At 63.5% G+C, this 18,607-nt stretch carries 18 protein-coding genes; 5 read left to right on the top strand and 13 right to left on the bottom strand.

Features of this window, described 5'->3' with window-relative positions:
• Nucleotides 1-6 precede the first annotated feature (6 nt).
• Both S7S_RS13540 and S7S_RS20130 read right to left on the bottom strand, forming a co-directional pair.
• Nucleotides 7-1,545: a sodium:solute symporter family transporter gene (locus tag S7S_RS13540; protein WP_008734220.1), complete on the bottom strand. Its 1,539-nt coding sequence runs from the start codon at nt 1,543-1,545 to the stop codon at nt 7-9.
• A gap of 56 nt (nt 1,546-1,601) precedes the next feature.
• On the bottom strand, nt 1,602-2,177 hold the full coding sequence (locus tag S7S_RS20130; protein ID WP_274544692.1) for a cold-shock protein: 576 nt from the start codon (nt 2,175-2,177) through the stop codon (nt 1,602-1,604).
• Between the two features lie 219 nt (nt 2,178-2,396).
• Between S7S_RS20130 and S7S_RS13530 the strand changes: the two genes are divergently transcribed.
• The 3 genes from S7S_RS13530 (at nt 2,397) to S7S_RS13520 (ending at nt 6,154) form a co-directional block, all read left to right on the top strand.
• A complete protein-coding gene (locus tag S7S_RS13530; protein ID WP_052269260.1) occupies nt 2,397-3,515 on the top strand; it encodes a GNAT family N-acetyltransferase in 1,119 nt (372 codons plus the stop codon).
• 157 nt (nt 3,516-3,672) lie between these two features.
• Nucleotides 3,673-5,028, top strand: a complete 1,356-nt coding sequence (locus S7S_RS13525) for an SAM-dependent methyltransferase (protein ID WP_008734224.1) — start codon at nt 3,673-3,675, stop codon at nt 5,026-5,028.
• Nucleotides 5,021-6,154, top strand: coding sequence for an NAD(P)/FAD-dependent oxidoreductase (locus tag S7S_RS13520; RefSeq protein ID WP_008734225.1), 1,134 nt, complete (start codon nt 5,021-5,023; stop codon nt 6,152-6,154). Before S7S_RS13525 ends, S7S_RS13520 begins: the two co-directional genes overlap by 8 nt.
• A gap of 62 nt (nt 6,155-6,216) precedes the next feature.
• Here the strand turns inward: S7S_RS13520 and S7S_RS13515 are convergent, their stop codons facing one another.
• The 7 genes from S7S_RS13515 to S7S_RS13485 form a co-directional block, all read right to left on the bottom strand.
• Nucleotides 6,217-6,588, bottom strand: coding sequence for a hypothetical protein (locus S7S_RS13515; protein WP_008734226.1), 372 nt, complete (start codon nt 6,586-6,588; stop codon nt 6,217-6,219).
• Between the two features lie 252 nt (nt 6,589-6,840).
• Nucleotides 6,841-8,760, bottom strand: coding sequence for a M48 family metallopeptidase (locus S7S_RS13510; RefSeq protein WP_008734227.1), 1,920 nt, complete (start codon nt 8,758-8,760; stop codon nt 6,841-6,843).
• A gap of 11 nt (nt 8,761-8,771) precedes the next feature.
• Nucleotides 8,772-9,362, bottom strand: coding sequence for a LemA family protein (locus S7S_RS13505; protein WP_008734228.1), 591 nt, complete (start codon nt 9,360-9,362; stop codon nt 8,772-8,774).
• A 272-nt stretch (nt 9,363-9,634) separates the two neighbouring features.
• Nucleotides 9,635-10,531 (bottom strand): heme o synthase, encoded by an 897-nt coding sequence (gene cyoE, locus S7S_RS13500; RefSeq protein WP_008734230.1) that lies wholly within the window; start codon nt 10,529-10,531, stop codon nt 9,635-9,637.
• Nucleotides 10,524-11,591, bottom strand: coding sequence for a COX15/CtaA family protein (locus tag S7S_RS13495; protein WP_008734232.1), 1,068 nt, complete (start codon nt 11,589-11,591; stop codon nt 10,524-10,526). Before S7S_RS13495 ends, cyoE begins: the two co-directional genes overlap by 8 nt.
• A gap of 4 nt (nt 11,592-11,595) precedes the next feature.
• Nucleotides 11,596-12,207, bottom strand: coding sequence for an SCO family protein (locus S7S_RS13490; RefSeq protein WP_008734234.1), 612 nt, complete (start codon nt 12,205-12,207; stop codon nt 11,596-11,598).
• A gap of 39 nt (nt 12,208-12,246) precedes the next feature.
• Entirely contained in the window at nt 12,247-12,981 is a 735-nt protein-coding gene (locus S7S_RS13485; RefSeq protein ID WP_035203499.1) for an SURF1 family protein, read from the bottom strand.
• A gap of 152 nt (nt 12,982-13,133) precedes the next feature.
• On the opposite strand from S7S_RS13485, the gene S7S_RS13480 reads away from it, so the two are divergent.
• Nucleotides 13,134-13,391, top strand: coding sequence for a twin transmembrane helix small protein (locus S7S_RS13480; protein ID WP_008734237.1), 258 nt, complete (start codon nt 13,134-13,136; stop codon nt 13,389-13,391).
• A gap of 65 nt (nt 13,392-13,456) precedes the next feature.
• Here the strand turns inward: S7S_RS13480 and S7S_RS13475 are convergent, their stop codons facing one another.
• Genes S7S_RS13475 through coxB form a run of 4 tightly spaced genes read right to left on the bottom strand, consistent with a single transcriptional unit; the run spans nt 13,457 to nt 17,800 of the window.
• Nucleotides 13,457-14,341 (bottom strand): cytochrome c oxidase subunit 3, encoded by an 885-nt coding sequence (locus S7S_RS13475; protein WP_008734240.1) that lies wholly within the window; start codon nt 14,339-14,341, stop codon nt 13,457-13,459.
• Between the two features lie 34 nt (nt 14,342-14,375).
• On the bottom strand, nt 14,376-14,948 hold the full coding sequence (locus S7S_RS13470; protein ID WP_008734241.1) for a cytochrome c oxidase assembly protein: 573 nt from the start codon (nt 14,946-14,948) through the stop codon (nt 14,376-14,378).
• A 32-nt stretch (nt 14,949-14,980) separates the two neighbouring features.
• Nucleotides 14,981-16,567 (bottom strand): cytochrome c oxidase subunit I, encoded by a 1,587-nt coding sequence (gene ctaD / locus S7S_RS13465; protein ID WP_008734242.1) that lies wholly within the window; start codon nt 16,565-16,567, stop codon nt 14,981-14,983.
• A gap of 15 nt (nt 16,568-16,582) precedes the next feature.
• Entirely contained in the window at nt 16,583-17,800 is a 1,218-nt protein-coding gene (gene coxB / locus S7S_RS13460; RefSeq protein ID WP_008734243.1) for a cytochrome c oxidase subunit II, read from the bottom strand.
• A gap of 450 nt (nt 17,801-18,250) precedes the next feature.
• Here coxB and S7S_RS13455 point away from each other — a divergent pair, with 450 nt between their 5' ends.
• Nucleotides 18,251-18,586, top strand: coding sequence for a DUF1820 family protein (locus tag S7S_RS13455; RefSeq protein ID WP_035203502.1), 336 nt, complete (start codon nt 18,251-18,253; stop codon nt 18,584-18,586).
• The last annotated feature ends 21 nt before the right edge of the window (nt 18,587-18,607 follow it).

Below are 18,607 nucleotides of genomic sequence, written 5' to 3'. Positions count from 1 at the left end.
TCCTCTTCAGGCAGCGGCATTCGCTGCTGTGCTCCGGCGGCCCCACAGCAGGGCCGCCACATACCCCACCCCGAACATGATCAGGTTGCCGATCAGCCCGGTGTAGTAGAGATCGAAGGGCGCCGCCATGGCGTCCGGCAGTACGTCGTGGCCGGCGGCCACGGTCCAGCCGGTGAACAGCAGTGTGCAGGCAATCCCGCACCAGGCGGCCCGTGCATCACCGCGCCGGCTGATGAAGCCGAGAATATACAGCCCCAGCAGGCCGCCACCGAGCAGCGACACCATGATCAGGATGACGTCCTGCAGCGTGTTGGTGCTGGCACGTTCCAGCAGCAGCGCGCCGGCAATCATGCACAGGGTCGTGACCGCAGCGATGGCCCAGGCGGCGTGCAGGTAGTGGCGGTCGGTGGCGCCGGGCCGCACATGCCGACGATAGATGTCCACCACCGAGACGGTGGCAATGGAGTTGATGCTGGAATCCATGGATGACATCGCCGCCGCCAGTGCTGCGGCCAGCACCAGCCCGGTGATGCCCGGTGGCAGGAACTCGGTGATGAACCAGGGCAGCAACTGCTCGGCCTTGCGCGTGCCGTCCAGGATTTCCGTCGCCGGCAGCGCCGGCTGCACCTGGAACAGCACCCACAGTGCCGTGCCCAGAAACATGTAGAACGCCCAGATCGGCAGGCTCGCCAGCACACACACCAGCATGCCGCGCCGTGCCTCGGCGGTGGAGGCGGCGGCGCAATAGCGCTGCACGGTGTTCTGGTTGCTGGTGTACTCGGTCAGCCAATTGGTCAGGCCCACCAGCAGCAGCATGCTGCCGGTCTTGGCGGACAGCGACAGGTCCCAGCGCGGGGCGGTGATCTCGCCCTGCTGCATTTCGCCGAAACTGAACTTGCCGGCCTCGGTGGCGGTGCTGAGGATCTGCCCCAGCCCGCCGGGCAGCAGGTCGACGATGACCCACAGGCAGGCCATCCCGCCGAGCAGCAGCACGATGGTCTGGATCACGTCGGTCCAGATCACGGCGTCGATGCCGCCAAGAATGGTATAGGTGCCGACAAACAGCCCGCTGAGCACGATGGCAGTGACCGGCGACAGCCCGGTGATCTGCTGCAACAGCAGCGACAGCAGCCACAGGATGGTGGCCAGCCGCACCAGTTGCGCAATGATGAACGCCACCGCGCCGTAGACACGTACCGACGGGCCGAAGCGCTGTTCGAGGAATTCGTAGGCGGTGGTGGTGCGGCCACGACGGAAAATCGGCAGGATCAGCCAGGCCGCCAGCGCCACCGCGATCGGCAGTGTCAGGTTGGGCAGGTAGCGCAGCCAGGTGGTCTTGAAGGCATCTGCCGGGTAGGCGATGAAGGTCACCGAACTGATCGAGGTGCCGACCAGCGACAGCCCGATCACCCAGCCGCGAAAGCGCCGGCCACCCACGAAATATTCCTCGGTGCTGTCATTGCCCCGGGCAAACCACAGCCCGATACCGAACACCACCACCAGGTAGCCGAGCAGTACGCCGGCATCCAGAGCGGAAATCTGCACACTGTCCCCTTGAGATTATTGTTTTGAGGGCCTTGTTTGCCGGCCCGGTGGCCGCCTCAGCTTTCGATCACCACGCGGTCGGCCTGTTCGCCGCGATCGGTTTCATTGATGACGAAGCGTACCCGCGAGCCCTGCTGCAGGCTGCGACGACCGCCGTTCTCCAGGGCCCGGAAATGGACGAAGATTTCGCGCCCGTCATCGGCGGTGATGAAGCCGAAGCCCTTGTTCGGGTTGAACCACTTTATTTCGCCCGCCAGGGTCTCGCGGCTGGACAGCGCGTGGCGCAGGTTCGGCAGCCGCCAGGGAATCAGCGGCAGGGCGAACAGCAGCACCGGGATCAGCAGCCACAGGCCGATAAAGCCGGTGGGCTCGTCCAGCAGCGCGGTGCCGTGGCTGCCGACGAAGGCGACCAGGAACAGGAACAGCAGCCAGTGCAGGTTGCGGCGCAGCGCGCCCGCAGCGACGCACAGGGCGCTCAGTGCGGCGGCCAGCAGCAACCCGATGCCGGCCTGGCGCGCCAGCACCGGTGAAATCTGCGTGCCATCCTGGTCCGGGTGCCAGAGGGCGATCAGGTTACCCGGCGCCAGCGCCAGGCCCAGGCCCGACGTGGCCAGGATGAAGGCGAAAGACATGTAGAAGATCATGAGAAATCGGGAGTCTTGCATGAGACCTGACGCTACCTTTTCAATTCAACCATCATGTTGTGCCCCGGACATCGCGGTGCCGGTGGCGGAATTCTGCTGCTGCGCGGCGCTGTGCTCTGAAAACGTGCGGTATGGGCTCCGCATCATCGCCAGCCACATACGCGCCGGCAGTTTGCCGCTATTGTAACCAAGCTGCGTCTGAATCTCATGCCGAACCGGTATCAGCAGTGTAGTAAGGAGTCACTTTTAGTGCCGGAATATCCGTTTTTACGTCAGGACTGGCTGCAGGCCTTCGTCAGCAGCGGGGCCGTTGCGCCTGCCGGGCCCGGTGACGGGAGTGGCTGGCAGGATCTGTCAGTGCGCGATGCCCGTGGCGAGTACCTGCTGCCGCTGTACCGCAAACTGCATTCCTGGGGCGAGTATGTCTTTGATCAGTCTTGGGCCCGTGCCTACGCCCGGCACGGGCTGGATTACTATCCCAAGCTGATCACGGCGGTGCCCTACACGCCCATTACCGGCCCGCGCTGGGTATTGCCACCGGGGGTGACCGATGCGGCGGGCTGGCTGTGGCCGCAGGTCGAGGCGGCGCTGGCGGACCGGCAGGCGTCGGGCTGGCACCTGCTGTTTCCGGACGACCGCGCCCGGCAAGCGCTGGCTGACCTGCCATTGGTGGCACGCCAGGCCTGTCATTTCCGCTGGTTCAATCGCGATTACCGCAGCTTCGATGATTTCCTCGCCGCCCTGGTCTCGCGCAAGCGCAAGTCGCTGCGGCGCGAGCGTGTGCGCATCACCGAGCAGGGGTTGCGCATCGAGCGTGCGGCAGGGGAGGCGATTCCCGATGACTGGTGGCAGGCCTTCTACCCCTGCTACGCCGACACCTATCTGCGTCGCGGGCAGGCACCGTATCTCTCCGAGGGCTTTTTCCGCGCCCTTCGGGCGCATCTGCCCGGGCAACTGATGCTGGTGGCGGCGTTTGATGATGATCCGACTCTGCCGGTGGCGATGGCGCTGTATCTGTTCGACGATGAGCGGCTCTATGGCCGTTACTGGGGTGCGTTGCGGGATTACGACGCGCTGCATTTCGAGCTGTGCTACTACCAGGGCATTGAATTCAGCATTGAGCGCGGGTTGCAGGAGTTCGACCCTGGCGTGCAGGGCGAGCACAAGCTGCTGCGCGGTTTCGAGCCGGTCATCACCTGGTCGCTGCACCATCTGGTGGAGCCGGCGTTTCAGCGTGCGGTCGCTGAATTCTGCCGGGAGGAAGCTGTCGCCGTGGCCGCCTATCAGGCTGAGGCACGCACGCTGCTGCCATTTCGCCACCCCTGACAGACTGCTGCAAACGCCCGGCCAGGGGCATTCCTCTCATTCGGTAAAATCGGCCGGCGATGGTTTGTCAGTCCCCAGGGGCTGTTTCATACTGCCCGGACATGCTCCACGGCAGTGGCCCCCCTGATCAGCGGTGGCCGGAGCACGGATCTTCGACATGGATTTGTGGGAGGTGATGATGCCACGCGATACCGCACCAGCGCTGGCCCGGCGACGCAATGCGCTGTCCGTCCCGTTGGCCCGTACACGAGTGACCCGTACAGGAGTGGCCCGGCGGGTCTGGCCCCAGGAAAGGGCGCTGCTGCGCTGGCTCTATCGGATGGCCGGCGAGCCCCCGCTGGCCCTGCAGCTCTGGGATGGCAGCGGTGTCGGGCCTGAACCGGCGCCCTACACCCTGCGCATTGGCGATCGCGCTGCGTTTTACCAGCTGCTGCTGCGCCCGGGTATGGCCTTCGGTGATCTCTACAGTGCCGGGCGGCTGACGGTGCGGGGTGATCTGCGCGACCTGCTGGTGATGCTGTATCCCCTGATGGACGCCGCCCGCGAACGTCGCCCGGCCTGGCTGGAATGGCTGTGGCGGGATCGCGCCCAGGCCGGTGCCTCGGAAGAAGGCGCGCGCAGCAACATCCACCACCACTATGACCTCGGCAATGCCTTCTACCGCCTGTGGCTGGACCAGGCCGCCATGCAGTACACCTGCGCCTATTTCGAGGCACCGGACTACACCCTGGAAGAAGCCCAGCTCGCCAAGCTCGAGCACGTCTGCCGCAAGCTGCGGCTGCGCCCTGGCCAGACGGTGATCGAGGCCGGTTGTGGCTGGGGCGGGCTGGCCCGCTACATGGCGCGGCATTACGGCGTGACGGTGCTGGCCTTCAACATCTCCGAAGAACAGATTCGCTGGGCGCGGGAACAGGCCGAACGCGAAGGGCTGGCCGGGCAGGTGACCTATGTGCAGGACGATTATCGCCAGGTCGGCCGGCACCTGCCGGCCGGTGGCTGTGATGCGTTCGTCTCGGTGGGCATGCTTGAGCATGTCGGGCCGGCCCACTATCAGGCGCTGGCAGACACCATCAACAGCGTGCTCAAGCCGGAAGGCATCGGCCTGATCCATTCCATTGGCCGCAACCGGCCGCGCCCGATCAATGGCTGGATCGAGCGGCGCATCTTCCCCGGCTCGTACGTGCCGAGCCCGGTGGAGCTGATGCGGATTTTCGAGGGCGGCCGTTTCTCCGTGCTGGATATCGAGAACCTGCGCCTGCATTACGCCCGCACGCTCGATCACTGGCTGGAACGGTTCATGGCCCACCAGGAGCAGGTGGTCAGCGACTATGACGACAGTTTCCTGCGCGCCTGGCAGTTGTACCTGGCGGGCTCCAGTGCTGCCTTTACCACTGGCGCGCTGCAGTTGTTCCAGGTGGTGTTCGCACCGGCCGGCGCCAATAACGTGCAAAGTACCCGGCGGCACCTGTATCGCCACAGCGCCTTGCAGGCGGGAGCGGAAAGGGATGGTTGACCACTACGATCTGATCATCGTCGGCGGTGGCCCGGCCGGGGCCACGCTGGCGGGAGCCATGGCGACATCCGGCTGGCGGGTGCTGGTGATCGACAAGGCGGAATTCCCGCGCGACAAGACCTGCGCCGGCTGGGTGACCCCGGCGGTGCTGACCTCGCTGAACGTGCTGCCCGAAGACTACGCGGCCACTGGCCGGGTGCTGCAGCCGATTCATCGTTTCAGCATCGGCATGATGGGGCAGGCGGCCTGCATCAATGAACATGGCACCGAGCCGGTCAGCTATGGCATTCGCCGCTGCGAGTTCGACAGCTACCTGCTCGACCGGGCGCCGGTGACCAAGTTGCTCGGCGAGCCGGTGAAGACGCTGCTGCGTGACCACGGGGAGTGGGTGGTCAATGGTCGCTGGCGGGCGCCCTGGCTGGTCGGTGCCGGTGGCCATTTCTGTCCGGTGGCGCGCTGGCTGGGCGATGGGCCGGGCCGTCACGAGGTGGCCGTGGCAGCGAAGGAGGTGGAGTTTCATCTGGATGCCGCGCAACGGGCGCAGTGCGCAGTGCAGGGCGACTGCCCCGAACTGTGGTTCTGCCGTGACCTGAAGGGCTATGCCTGGGTGTTCCGCAAGGGGGATTACCTGAATATCGGCCTTGGCCGGGAAGATAACCATCACCTCAGCGACCACCTGGCTGATTTCGTGCAGAGCATGCAGGACCGTGGCCGTCTGCCGCCGAACCTGCCGTTGCACTACAAGGGGCATGCCTATCTGCTGTACGGCCACGCCGAACGGCCGCTGAGTGGCGACGGTGTGCTGCTGATCGGTGATGCGGCCGGGCTCGCCTATACGCAGAGCGGTGAGGGGATTCGCCCGGCAGTGGAATCCGCGCTGCTGGCAGCCCGGGCGCTCAGCCTGGCGCCGGCGGAGACCGCCGCCGGCCGCTACGAGACGGCCCTGCGGGCGCGCTTTGGCCTGCGCGGGGATCAGGCGCGCCGGGGCTGGCAGATGCCGGAGGCGATCAAGATGCGCCTGGCCGCCTCACTGATGAGCACCCCCTGGTTTACCCGGCATGTGGTCACGGACCGCTGGTTCCTGCACAAGAAAACGCCGGCATTGCCGGCGTGGGGGGTTGCATAAGGCAACAAGGGTACGCGTCTGGAGAGACGAGTCCGGTGGACAAGCACCGACGGGCAGCGCGCTCAGGCCGCCGCGCCGTGCTGGTTGTCGAAAAAGATCAGCGACATGGTGATCAGGTCGCGAATGTCACTCTCGGGGTGGGCCGGGTCTTTCGGGCCGAGTTCACTGGTAACGTCATCGAATTCGCCGTCGTCGGGCATGGTCAGATCGACGAAATACTCGAACACGCGACGGTCCTGGGATACCAGGGTGCCGGAAAAGACGTTGTCATCGAACAGCCCCACGCACGGAAATACCGCGCGCTGGATATCCACGCCACGTTGATAGAGCCAGTCCGCCAGGGCGGGATGGGGCACTTGCCCCTGTCGCATGGCCGTGGTGGCGTCTGCCACGGCATTCCAGGCGTTCTGCTCGCTGGCTTTCTCAAATTCCATGTTGAGTTCCCCGTACCCCGATGGGCACTTTAGGCAAAAAACGTGATCTGTCCCACAAAATGGAGCGGGCGTGCAGATCACTGGTGCCATCATCCTGACAAACGGCATTTTTGCGCGCCGTGGCCTTTGCCGAAAGCAGACAATGACCATAGGTTTTGTAGGCATATGCTTACATTGCCAGAATCGCTTCCCTGCAGCCTGCCAGCCCCGGGCGCTGGCGTCCGCGACCGGCGCTGCATTTTTGTACTGTCGTCAGGTGGTCTGATCGCTGGTGAACAGCGGCGGCATGGGGCAATCCAGCAACGTACAGACTGCCCGCAGCAACTCGGCTTCCGCCACCTGCACGCGCCCGTCGGCGAGCACGGCATCCGCACAGGCATCCACCAGCCCTGCCTTCAGCAACGGTGTCAGCCGGGCCAGGCGCTGCAATGCACGGGACAGGGCATCCAGCTTGCACTCACTGATGGGCAGCAGCGCCGTGCCCGGTGGCAGCACCGCTGCGCTCAGGCCACGGAATTGCCGGGTCGCGGTGTCGTCGCGGGCGCCGGAGGCATGCACCATGACCGACAGCAGCAGGCGGATATCCGCCGCCAGCGGGCGGTAGCTGCGAAATGCCACCGTCGGGTTGCGGTGCGCGCCGTGGCCGAGGTGGTCGGCCAGGATATGGGTGAGCACGAATTCGAACAGGGTAACGCGCTGGTCGGCACGGATCAGGGTGTCCAGGCGCGCCAGCAGCCGGTCGCGATCCGCCTGCGGTGCCTGCTTGAGCGCCGGGATGGCCAGGTCTGCCAGTGGCAGCCGCAACCGGGTGCCCAGGGCCTGTATCTGACGCAGGCGCTGGCTGACGCGCTCTGCCGAGGCGGGCGGCAGTGCCAGGGTGTCGAGCAGCACGCCGGGCGCGCCGTCGGAGACGCTGAGCACCAGTGCGTACATCACCAGTTCTGCTTCATCACTGCGGTGCAGTGCCGTGTGCAGGTGCTCGGGGATGGACTCATGAATACGGCGCGCATAACCCAGATGTGCCGGCGTGACGGTCCCGACGGTGTCCGCAGCGCGTGCCACCGGTGGCATGGCAGCTGCCATGGCGGTGGCTGTTTCGGCGAACGCATGCGTCTGCGCCGGCGCGGATTCAGGCGCCGGTGCCGTGGCGGTGGCTGAGCGCTGGCGGGCATCGACCCGGGCCCGCGCCAGCCACGGCGTACCCAGTGCAGCCAGCCGTTCATCCACACTCGGGTGAGTGGCCAGCAGGCCGCGTAAGCGGAAGGTGAGTGTCTCGCCAAAACACATGTGGCTCATGTCTTCGGCATGGCGGCTGTTCAGGTGCGAGCCGTCACCGTTGCGGATGCGGATCAGTGCGCCGGCAATGCCCGCCGGGTTGCGGGTGAACTGCACGGAACCGGCATCGGCCAGCAGTTCGCGCTGGCGTGAGATGGCGGCCTTGATCAGGCGACCGAAGAACAGCCCGATGTAACCGATCGCCATCAGCGCGGCGCCCACCACAAACACCGCAGCCGCGCCGTTGTTGCGGCCGCTGCGGTGGCTGCCGTAGCGCATGCTGTGCATCAGGAATTCGCCGGTCTTGCCAATGGCGAGAATGCCGGCCAGTGCGGCGATCAGGCGCAGGTTCAGGCGCATGTCGGCATTGAAGACGTGGCTGAACTCGTGGGCGATCACACCCTGCAGTTCATCGCGATCAAGTTGCTGCAGCGCACCACGGGTGACGATCACGCTGGTTTCGGTAGGGCGGAAGCCGGCCACCAGGGCATTGATGGCCGGTTCGTTGTCGAGCACAAACAACTGCGGCACCGGGATGCCGGAGGCGATGGCCATTTCCTCGACCACGTTGACCAGTTGCCGTTCTTCGGCGAGGTGCGTGTCCGGGTCGATGCGGCGCGCCTGCAGCATGCCGGCCAGCGCGGAGCCCCCGCCGCGCAGTTGCCAGAAACGCACTGCGCTGCCGCCGGCCACCACCAGCAGCGTGATGCCGGCGAGCCAAAGTGCGGCTGGCGAGCGCAGCCAGGCAGCCAGGCTGATCGGTTGCAGCAGCCAGTGCCAGGCCAGCAGGCCGGCGAGGTTCACTGCCGCCATGGTCAGCAGCAGGGCCAGCGTGAAGTAGACCACCAGCAGACCCGTGCGCCGGCGCGCGCGGGTCTGGTGTTCGAAGAAATTCATCGTTGCTCAGCTCAGAACTGGACCTTCGGTGCCTTGCGGGCTTCCGGTGTCTCGATCTCCAGCAGCTCGGCGTGCTGGAACGTGCTGCCGAACATTGCCGCAACGAGGTTGTTCGGCACCTGCTCACGGTAGGTGTTGTAATCCATTACCGCATCGTTGAACGCCTGCCGGGCAAAGCCGACCCGGTTTTCGGTAGAGGACAGCTCTTCCATCAGTTCGGCGATGCTCTGGTTGGCTTTCAGGTCCGGATAGTTTTCCGAGACGGCGAGGAAATTTGCCAGTGAACCGGACAGCACGGATTCGGCACGGCCGAGCCCGGCAATGGCGCCGGCGTCGTCCGGTTTGCTGCGCGCCGCCTGGCGTGCGCTTTCGGCCTGGTTGCGGGCTTCGGTGACACGGCTGAGGGTGTCTTTCTCGTGCGCCATATAGGCACGGGCGGCTTCGACCAGATTCGGGATCAGGTCATGGCGGCGCTGCAGTTGCACGTCGATCTGCGCAAAGGCGTTCTTGAAGCGATTGCGCAGCGTGATCAGACGGTTGTAGACGGAGATGGCCAGCACCACGATCAGTGCGGCGATCCCGAGGAAGAGAAACGTACCCATGGCAACTCCCGATCGGCAGAGATAGCTGTGTCGCTGAGGCTAGCCGATGCGCGCGATGGCGCACAGACCATTCAGCCGGTCAATGCTGCCACGCGGGGGGAAATGAGGGGAGTAAAAGCGCCCCGGGGGGGGGCGCGGGTCTGACGTCGGACGTCTGACGTCGGACGTCTGACGTCGGACGCTAAATCAAAAGAAGCGGTGCTGCACGGGTGGGCATTGCGGATTGTCAGCAGGCGCTGGGGGCCAATGCTTTTGACGTCCGACGTCCGACGTCAGACGCTGCCAAGCACACCAACAGGCACGTAATGATCCACCAGCAGGGCGGCGAACAGGACGAACAGATAGGTAATGGAATAGCCGAAGGTTTTCATCGGCGTGCGTGGGTCATTGCCGAAACGCAGCTTGATGGCGTGCAGCATGAAAATCACGCCGAGCACGACGGCAGCGACCAGATAGATCAGGCCGCTCATGCCGGTCAGGTAGGGCAGCAGCGATGTCAGCAGCAACAGGATGGTGTAGTACAGCACGCTGGTGCGGGTAAACGGGATGCCGTGTGTCACCGGCAGCATCGGGATTTCCGCCTTGGCGTAGTCGTCGCGGCGATGAATCGCCAGTGCCCAGAAGTGCGGTGGCGTCCAGACGAAAATGATCAGCACCAGCAGCCAGGCGTACGGATGCATCTCGCCGGACACGGCGGTCCAGCCGAGCAGGGGCGGAATGGCACCGGCCAGGCCGCCGATGACGATGTTCTGCGGCGTCGCGCGTTTAAGATACAGCGTGTAGATGAACGCGTATCCGACAAAGCCGAACAGCGTCAGCAGTGCGGTGAGACGGTTGACCATCTGATCCAGAATCAGCATCGACAGCACCGCCAGCACCACCGCGAAGGTCACGGCCTTGCGCGTGTTCAGGCGGCCGGTGACGATCGGGCGTTTTTCCGTGCGCGCCATCACCGCATCGATTTTCTGGTCCATGATCTGGTTGATGGCGGCCGAGGCCATCATCGCCAGGGTCAGCCCCAGAAACGCCGGCACCAGCGTGCGCAGCGGCACCATGCCGGGCGGATCGGTGGCGAGGAACATGCCGGCAATGGCGGTGACCATCAGCAGCAGCACCACACCGGGTTTGGTCAGGGCGAGATAATCGCGCCAGCCTGTCGTCTCAGACATCCGGCTGCCTCCGCTCGGGCTGTATGGAAATGGCACGCAGGAACAGCACCAGCGTGACCAGCAATACCACCGCGCCGAAATTATGGGCCACCGCGACATTCAGCGGCACGCGGAACACCACGTTGCTCACGCCCAATGCAAACTGTGCCAGCACCACGGCGCCCAGTGTCAGGCCGAGGTTGCGGTACAGCGCGCAGCGTGCGCGCCGCACCACACGGAACGCCAGCAGGCCGACCACCAGCAGGGTGGCGATGGCGCCGAAGCGGTGCATCACGTGGATGGTGGTGCGGGCATCGTTCTCCAGCACACCGAACTCGAAATCCTCGCCATCGTGATCATGCCCGAAGAAAGTGAAGGCATCGACGAAGTTGATGTGCGTGGTCCAGCCTTCCTCGCAGATCGGCAGTTCGGTGCAGACCACGGCGGCATAGTTGGCGGTGGTCCAGCCACCCAGTGCGATCTGCAGAATGACGATGGCCAGTGCGGTGATGCCCAGCGGCTTCAGCGAACGCACATCGCAGTCGTTGCGGAAATTCGGCCAGCGGAACAGTTTTGCGGCCAGCCAGCAGAGCAGGGTGATGGTGGTAAAACCGCCGAGCAGGTGCAGCATCACGATGGTGGGATGCAGCCCCATGGTGACGGTCCATTTGCCAAGAATGCCCTGGCAGATCACCAGCACCAGCAGCGCCAAAGGCAGTGCCACGGGCTGGTCGCTCTGCCTGCGGTTTTTCCAGGCCAGCGCGGCAATGATCAGGATCATCAGGCCGAGCAGGCTGGCGAAGTAGCGATGCACCATCTCCGGCACGGTCTTGTGCGCTTCGCGATAGGTGCCCGGCTGGACTTCGTTTTTCGAATTCACATAGTCGATCGCCTTGCGCACATCCATGTGGCCATAGCAGCCCGGCCAGTCCGGGCAGCCCAGGCCGGCATCGGACAGGCGCGTCCAGGCGCCGAGCATGATGACACCTGCGGCCAGCAGGATGGTGATGATCACCAGACGACGTTGCCAGATAAACGCACCGGTCATGCCGGCCATGCTGCGGTGGGGGGTATCGGACATGGGATTAGCCTATTGCTGAGCCTTTCAGGGTGCGCTTGAGGTCGTCACGGATGTTGTCGGCCTCGAGCAGCGTGGCATCCTGGTCCGGGTGGGTCGGATACCACATGAAAATCATGCCGTCGGGGCTGATCAGGAAAATGTGCCCGGTGGCGGAGGTGTCCGGCTGCATGGCGTCATGCAGCCGGGTCTTGATCACGTTGGCGTCGGCACGCACTTCGGTCATGCCGGCGACGTTGTCGTCGAGGAAGGCGCGCAGCCCGGCATCCGGTTCCGCGGTGTGGATGATCAGCCGGCGTACGCGGCTCGCATCGCGGTCCAGCGACAGGCGCAACTGGCGGATCAGGTAGAACAGGCCGTTCTTGCAGGCGTCATCGCAGGAGCCGTTGGCGATGTAGGTCAGGCTCCACTGCCCGGCCATGTCTTCGCTGGTGTAGGGGGCGCCGTTTTCGTCGCGCAGGTCCAGGGTGTCGACGCTGACGTGCGGCACGATCAGGGTGCCCTTGTTCAGACGCGGCAGTTCGTCCGGATTGATGAAGAAGCGGCCAGCGAGAAAGAAGGCGACAAAGACGCCGACGATCAGGCCCAGTATCAGAAAATTCTTGCTCCGTTCCTGCATGACCTTACCTGTGTACCTCAACGCTGCGATGCCGGCCGCTCAGGCGGCGTCCTGCGGGCGGCGCCGGACGCTGACAACGATGTAGAAGATCACCACCGTGGCGGCGAGGCCAAACCATTGCACGGCATAGGCGCGATGGCGTTCGGGTGTCATCACCGAGTCCTGCCAGACGCGTGGCAACTGTTCGCCCTGCTCCAGGGTGGCATCCGGGGCCACCCGGATCTCGAAGGGCGCCAATTCTACCCCAAGTAGCGGCGCGATGGCTTCCATTTCCACTTTCTGCACGCGCAGCGGCCAGGAGGGCTGTGACAGGTCGTCATCGGCCAGCACAAAAGTGCGCGGGCTGTAGACGTAGGTGCGGCCGACGACGGTAACCGGGCCGTCGACGGGCGGGATGTCGGGCAGCACATCGCGTTCGGGGCCGCGCGGTATCCAGCCACGGTTGACCAGCACCCAGTGGCCGCCGTCGCTGCGCAGTGGGGTCAGCAGGTGGTAACCGGCGACGCCATTGAGGGTGCGGTTGTCGAGCAGGATATTGTGGCGGTTGTCGAACTCGCCGCTGACGCGTACCGGGTAGTGGTTGTTTTCGTCCAGTGACAGCAGGTTATCGAGGAGCTGGTCACCCTGGGCCAGGCGTTCATTGTAGGCAGCCAGGGCGCGGGCCTTGGTGTTGCCGCGGTCAAGCTGCCAGAACCCGGCTTTCAGGCACACGGCAGCCACCACCAGCATGGCCAGTGTCGCCACCAGACCAGGACGGAACTGACGTGTTGCCATGCGTTTCTCCAGGACCACGGTGGGGTGCAGGGTTGCGCGGGCATGCTGACCGCTGTTGAACAAGCCTCAGAGGTTTCTTCCGGCCGTCCCGGCAGGCGGCTGGCGCGGCTGACTGTTACAATGGGCGCCTATTGTACACAAGGGTATGCGTTATGTGGTGGGTAAAGCTGTTGGTGCTGTTGTTGCTCGCAGCGGTGGTGGTGTCGCTGTTTCGGGGCCTGGCGGCGCTGGTGAAAGGGCAGGGGCGTGAAGGCAAGACGGCGCGTGCGCTGACGTGGCGGGTGATCTTTTCCGCAGCGGTACTCGGCCTCCTGTTTCTGTCGATGTACATGGGCTGGCTCAAGCCGCACGACGTGAATCCGACGATGCGCGGCGGCGTGCCGATCGAGCAGAAAGCACCGGCCGAATGACGTGAAGGCCAGATACAGAAAGGGCGCCTCGAAGGCGCCCTTTCTGTTTGCCGGTGAAGCTGGCCTCAGAGCCAGTACACCGCCACGAACAGGAACAGCCAGACCACGTCCACAAAGTGCCAGTACCAGGCTGCCGCTTCCCAGGCGAAGTGGTTTTCCGGGGTATAGTGGCCTTTCAGTACGCGCAGGAAGGTGACGATCATGAACACCGTGCCCAGGAATACGTGCGCACCGTGGAAACCGGTCATCAGGAAGAACAGCGAACCGTAGATGCCCGCGTCCATCGTCAGGCCCATGTGATAGGCGTGGGAGTATTCCAGTGCCTGCAGGCCCAGGAAGATCACCGCCAGCACAATGGTGGCCGCCTGGAAGGCGATCACTTTGCCGCGCTGGCTGGCCAGCAGGGCGTGGTGGGCAATGGTCAGGGTGATCGAACTGGTCAGCAGGATCGCGGTGTTGATCGCCGGCAGGCCCCAGGCGCCCATGGCGGCGGTGGTGCGGCCATCCGGGGCGACCAGCAGCGGCCACATGGCCTGGAAATCCGGCCACAGCAGCTCGTGGGTCATGGCATTGCTGCCTTCGCCACTGAGCCATGGCACGATCAGCCAGCGGGTGTAGAACAGCGCGCCAAAGAAGGCGCCGAAGAACATGACTTCCGAGAAGATGAACCAGATCATGCCCTGGCGGTAGGAGCGGTCCATCTGGTGGCTGTGCAGGCCGCCCAGGGATTCCTTCACGGTGTCACGCCACCACATGAACATGACGCCGATCATCCACAGCACGCCAATGGCCAGAATCACACCACCGAGGTGGCCGTCGTTCTGTACCTTGTCGGTGTTCTGCTGAATGAAGTTGGCGCCACCAATGGCCATCAGCAGCAAGCCGATAGAACCCATCAGCGGCCAGGGGCTGCTCTCGGGTACGTAATATTGTGTCGTTTTTTCTGCCATGCCTGTGTCTCCTGGAAACCTGTCTGCTCAGTGCTCAGCGAGCGGCAACCTCGCCAGCCCTGCCGCTCACGCGGTCAGTGATGTCGAATAGGGTGTAGGACAACGTGATCGTGGTGACATGCTTCGGGATCGACGGATCAATGTAGAAGATCATCGGCATCACCTGTTCGCTGTGTGCCGCCAGCGGCTGCTGGTCGAAACAGAAGCATTGTGTCTTCTTGAAATGGCTGGCGGCCAGGCCTGGCACCAGCGACGGAATGGCCTGGCTGATCATGTCCCGGTCGGTGTCGTTGCGGACGCGGAAATTCACGGCCTTGATCTCGCCGGGATGCACCCGCACCGAACGTTCCATCGGTTCAAACAGCCACGGCATCTGCGGGTCGTTACGGGTGACAAACTGCACCAGCACCGAACGATCCTCGTCCGCTTCCATTCCTTCCGGCACATGCGTGATGGCAGAGCTGTTGGTCTTGCCATTCAGGCCGGTCACTTCACACAACACGTTGTACAAGGGCACCATGGCGAACGCGAACACGAACATGCCTGCCACGGTCAGCACCAGTTTCTTGATGATCCCGCGGTGTCGCTGGTCAAGATTTTCGCTCATGGCGCCCTCCTGCTTACAAATCTACTGCAACGTTACTTCACAACCGGCGGTGTATCGAAGGTGTGGAACGGGGCCGGAGACGGTACCGTCCATTCCAGACCTTCCGGATTTTCCCACACTTCTGCCGTCGCCTTCTCGCCTTTCTTCAGGAAGCAGGCCTTGATCAGCACCCACAGCAGGAACAGCTGCGAGATACCGAACCAGAAGCCGCCGATGCTGATCCAGAAGTTGTAGTCGGCGAACTGCAGTGCGTAGTCGGCGTAACGGCGCGGCATGCCGGCCAGGCCAACAAAGTGCATCGGGAAGAACAGCAGGTTGACCGACAGCAGCGAGCTCCAGAAGTGGACCTCACCCCAGAACTTGTCGTACATCACGCCGGTCCACTTCGGCAGCCAGTAGTACACGGCGGCGAACATGGAGAAAATCGCACCGGACACCAGCACGTAGTGGAAGTGCGCTACCACGAAGTAAGTGTCGTGGTACTGGATGTCCGCCGGGGTGATCGCCAGCATCAGGCCGGACAGACCACCGATGGTGAACAGGATGACGAAGGCAATGGCCCATTTCATCGGCAGTTCAAACGTCAGCGAACCGCGCCACATGGTGGCAACCCAGTTGAATACCTTCACGCCGGTCGGTACCGAGATCAGCATGGTCATGTACATGAAGAACAGCATGCCGGCCAGTGGCATGCCCACCGCGAACATGTGGTGCGCCCAGACCACGAACGACAGCAGCGCGATGGACGCTGTCGCGTACACCATGGAGGCGTAACCAAACAGCGGCTTGCGGGCAAACGTCGGGATGATCGCGGAGACCACGCCGAACGCCGGCAGGATCATGATGTACACCTCGGGGTGCCCGAAGAACCAGAAGATGTGCTGGAACAGTACCGGGTCACCGCCGCCGGCAGCACTGAAGAAGCTGGTGCCGAAGTGACGGTCGGTCAGCATCATGGTGACCGCACCGGCCAGTACCGGCATCACGGCAATCAGCAGGAATGCAGTGATCAGCCAGGTCCAGACGAACAGCGGCATCTTCATCAGGGTCATGCCCGGTGCGCGCATGTTCAGCACGGTCACGATCACGTTGATGGCGCCCATGATGGAGGAGATACCCATCATGTGGACCGAGAGGATGAAGAAGTCGGTCGAGGCCGGGCCATACTGGGTGGACAGTGGTGCGTAGAAGGTCCAGCCGAAGTTCGGTGCCTGCGGATGGCCGGGGCCGAATGCGCTCATCAGTACGGAGCTGACCAGAATCGCAAACGCGGCCGGCAGAATCCAGAACGACCAGTTGTTCATCCGTGGCAGCGCCATGTCCGGCGCGCCGATCATCAGCGGAATCATCCAGTTGGCCAGGCCCACAAAGGCCGGCATCACGGCGCCGAACACCATGATCAGGCCGTGGGTGGTGGTCATCTGGTTGAAGAAGTCAGGATCGACAACCTGCATGCCCGGGTACAGCAGTTCGGTCCGGATCACCATGGCCAGCAGGCCACCGATCAGGAACATGATGAAACTGAACCACAGGTACAGAGAACCGATGTCCTTGTGGTTGGTGCTGAACAGCCAGCGTTTCAACCCGGTCGGGGCGTGGTGCTCGTGATGGTCTGCCATGTGTGCTCCCCTCCCTTACTTCTTCACGTCTTCGGGTTGAATCAGATCACCACCGCTGTTGCCGAAAGAATGGCGCTGGTAGGTGATGACCGCGGCGATTTCCTTCGGTGACAACTGGGCGCGGAACGATGGCATGGCGCCACGGCCGTTGATCAGGATATCGATGTTTTCCTGGCGACGATCCGGGTTGTTCATCAGGTCGCTGCCCTGGAAGCTCAGGCCGATGCCGCCCTGGCCTTCAGCGCCGTGACACATGGCACAGCTGCGCTGATAGATGCCCTGACCCATTTCCATGGCTTCTTCCATGCTGGCGAACGGGGTCATGTCCGGACCGCTGGCGGCGGCTTCTTTCTGCTCGTTCAGCCAGGCGGCGAATTCTTCCTGCGGCAGCACTTCCACCACGATCGGCATGAAGGCGTGCAGGCGGCCACACAGCTCGGCGCACTGGCCACGGTAGAGGCCGGTGGCGTCTTCCGGGATTTCAGCCCAGGTTTCGTTCACGAAACCGGGAATGGCGTCTTTCTTGACGCTGAAGTCCGGCACCCAGAAAGAGTGGATCACGTCGTCTGCGGTGACCAGAAAACGTACTTTCTGGCCGGCCGGCAGGATCAGCTTGTTGTCCACTTCCAGCATATAGTTGAAAGCGTTCTCGTTGTCGGTGGAGAGCGGCTCACGCTCGGCGCCGACACGTTCCTGGGCGGTGCCGATCGGGAACAGGCCGCCGTTGAGGACCGGGCGCTCCCAGAGTTCCGGCTTGGTGGCCAGGTTGGAGAAGAAGCCGACGTGGATGTTGTTGTCATCCTCATAGGCCAGGTATTCGTAGTGCCACTTCCACTGCGAGCCGGTGACTTTCACGGTCAGTTCGGCTTCGGAGGAGTCATCCATCTGGATCAGCACGCGGGTGGCCGGAATGGCCATGCCGATCAGAATGAAGAAGGGAATGATGGTCCAGACCACTTCGAGGACGACGTTCTCGTGGAACTTGGCGGGGACAGGGTTTTTCGATTTGCGGTGTGCGAAGACCGACCACATGATCAGGCCGAACACCAGCAGGCCGATAGCGGTACAGATCCACAGGATGATCATGTGCAGGCTGTAGACTTCCTGACTGAGGGCGGTGACCCCGGGCCGCATGTTCTCTGCGGATCTCTGGGTCCAGTCAGCTGCCGCCACGCCACTGAGCATCAGTGTCGTGAGCAGAGCGGCTGCACGGTGGAACAGTGTTGACTGCATGCGTTTGCTCCCTGTTTTCCCCAGCGGCTGCCTGGGCGGGCAGACGCATCTCATCGCCGCCAATGCGGCACCTGGAAAGCGGTTCAGGATGATGCGGACGAGGGGCCTCTGCCGGGTTGTCACACCCGCCGGCGGGAACATGATCAGGGGATGATCACTGTCACCTCGGTTGGCCAAAAGTGCAGACAAAACAGGCACCTGGGTTGCAGGTGACAGTGGTAGCACTTTCCGGGGTGCGGCAAATTGCCCCACGTTGCATTGTGGGCGCTAACTCTAGTCACTCGGGGGGGTAAAGTCCAGCCAAAACGCAGGGTTTTCCGGCGCTTGCGGGTGATACTTTCGGGGCGCTCCGAAGGTGGTGGCGGATAGCGTGACGGTATCAGGGCGGGCATGTATTCAGGCGGGAATGTGCTATGCTTGCCGCCCATTTTTTCGGTGCCCGCGCCCACGATGTCCAAGCCACGCCAGATCTACAAGGTGATCTTCCTCAACCAGGGGCAGATCTATGAGCTGTACGCCAGCAACATCTACCAGAGCGACCTGTACGGGTTTATCGAGGTGGAGGAATTCCTGTTTGGCGAACGTGCGCAGATGGTGGTGGACCCGTCCGAAGAGCGCCTGAAGAACGAATTTGCCGGTGTGCAGCGTTCCTTCATTCCCATGCACGCCATCATCCGTATCGACGAAGTCGAGAAAGAGGGCATCGGCAAGATCGTCGAGGCCGGCCCAGGCGGCAATATTCACGCGTTCCCCCTGCCATTCAGCCCGGGCCCAAAGGGCAAGTAAGCACCTGCTGACCTGCCGCGG

This window comes from Isoalcanivorax pacificus W11-5 (genome assembly GCF_000299335.2).
Lineage (GTDB): Bacteria > Pseudomonadota > Gammaproteobacteria > Pseudomonadales > Alcanivoracaceae > Isoalcanivorax > Isoalcanivorax pacificus.
This window is presented reverse-complemented; position numbering and strand designations above follow the sequence as displayed.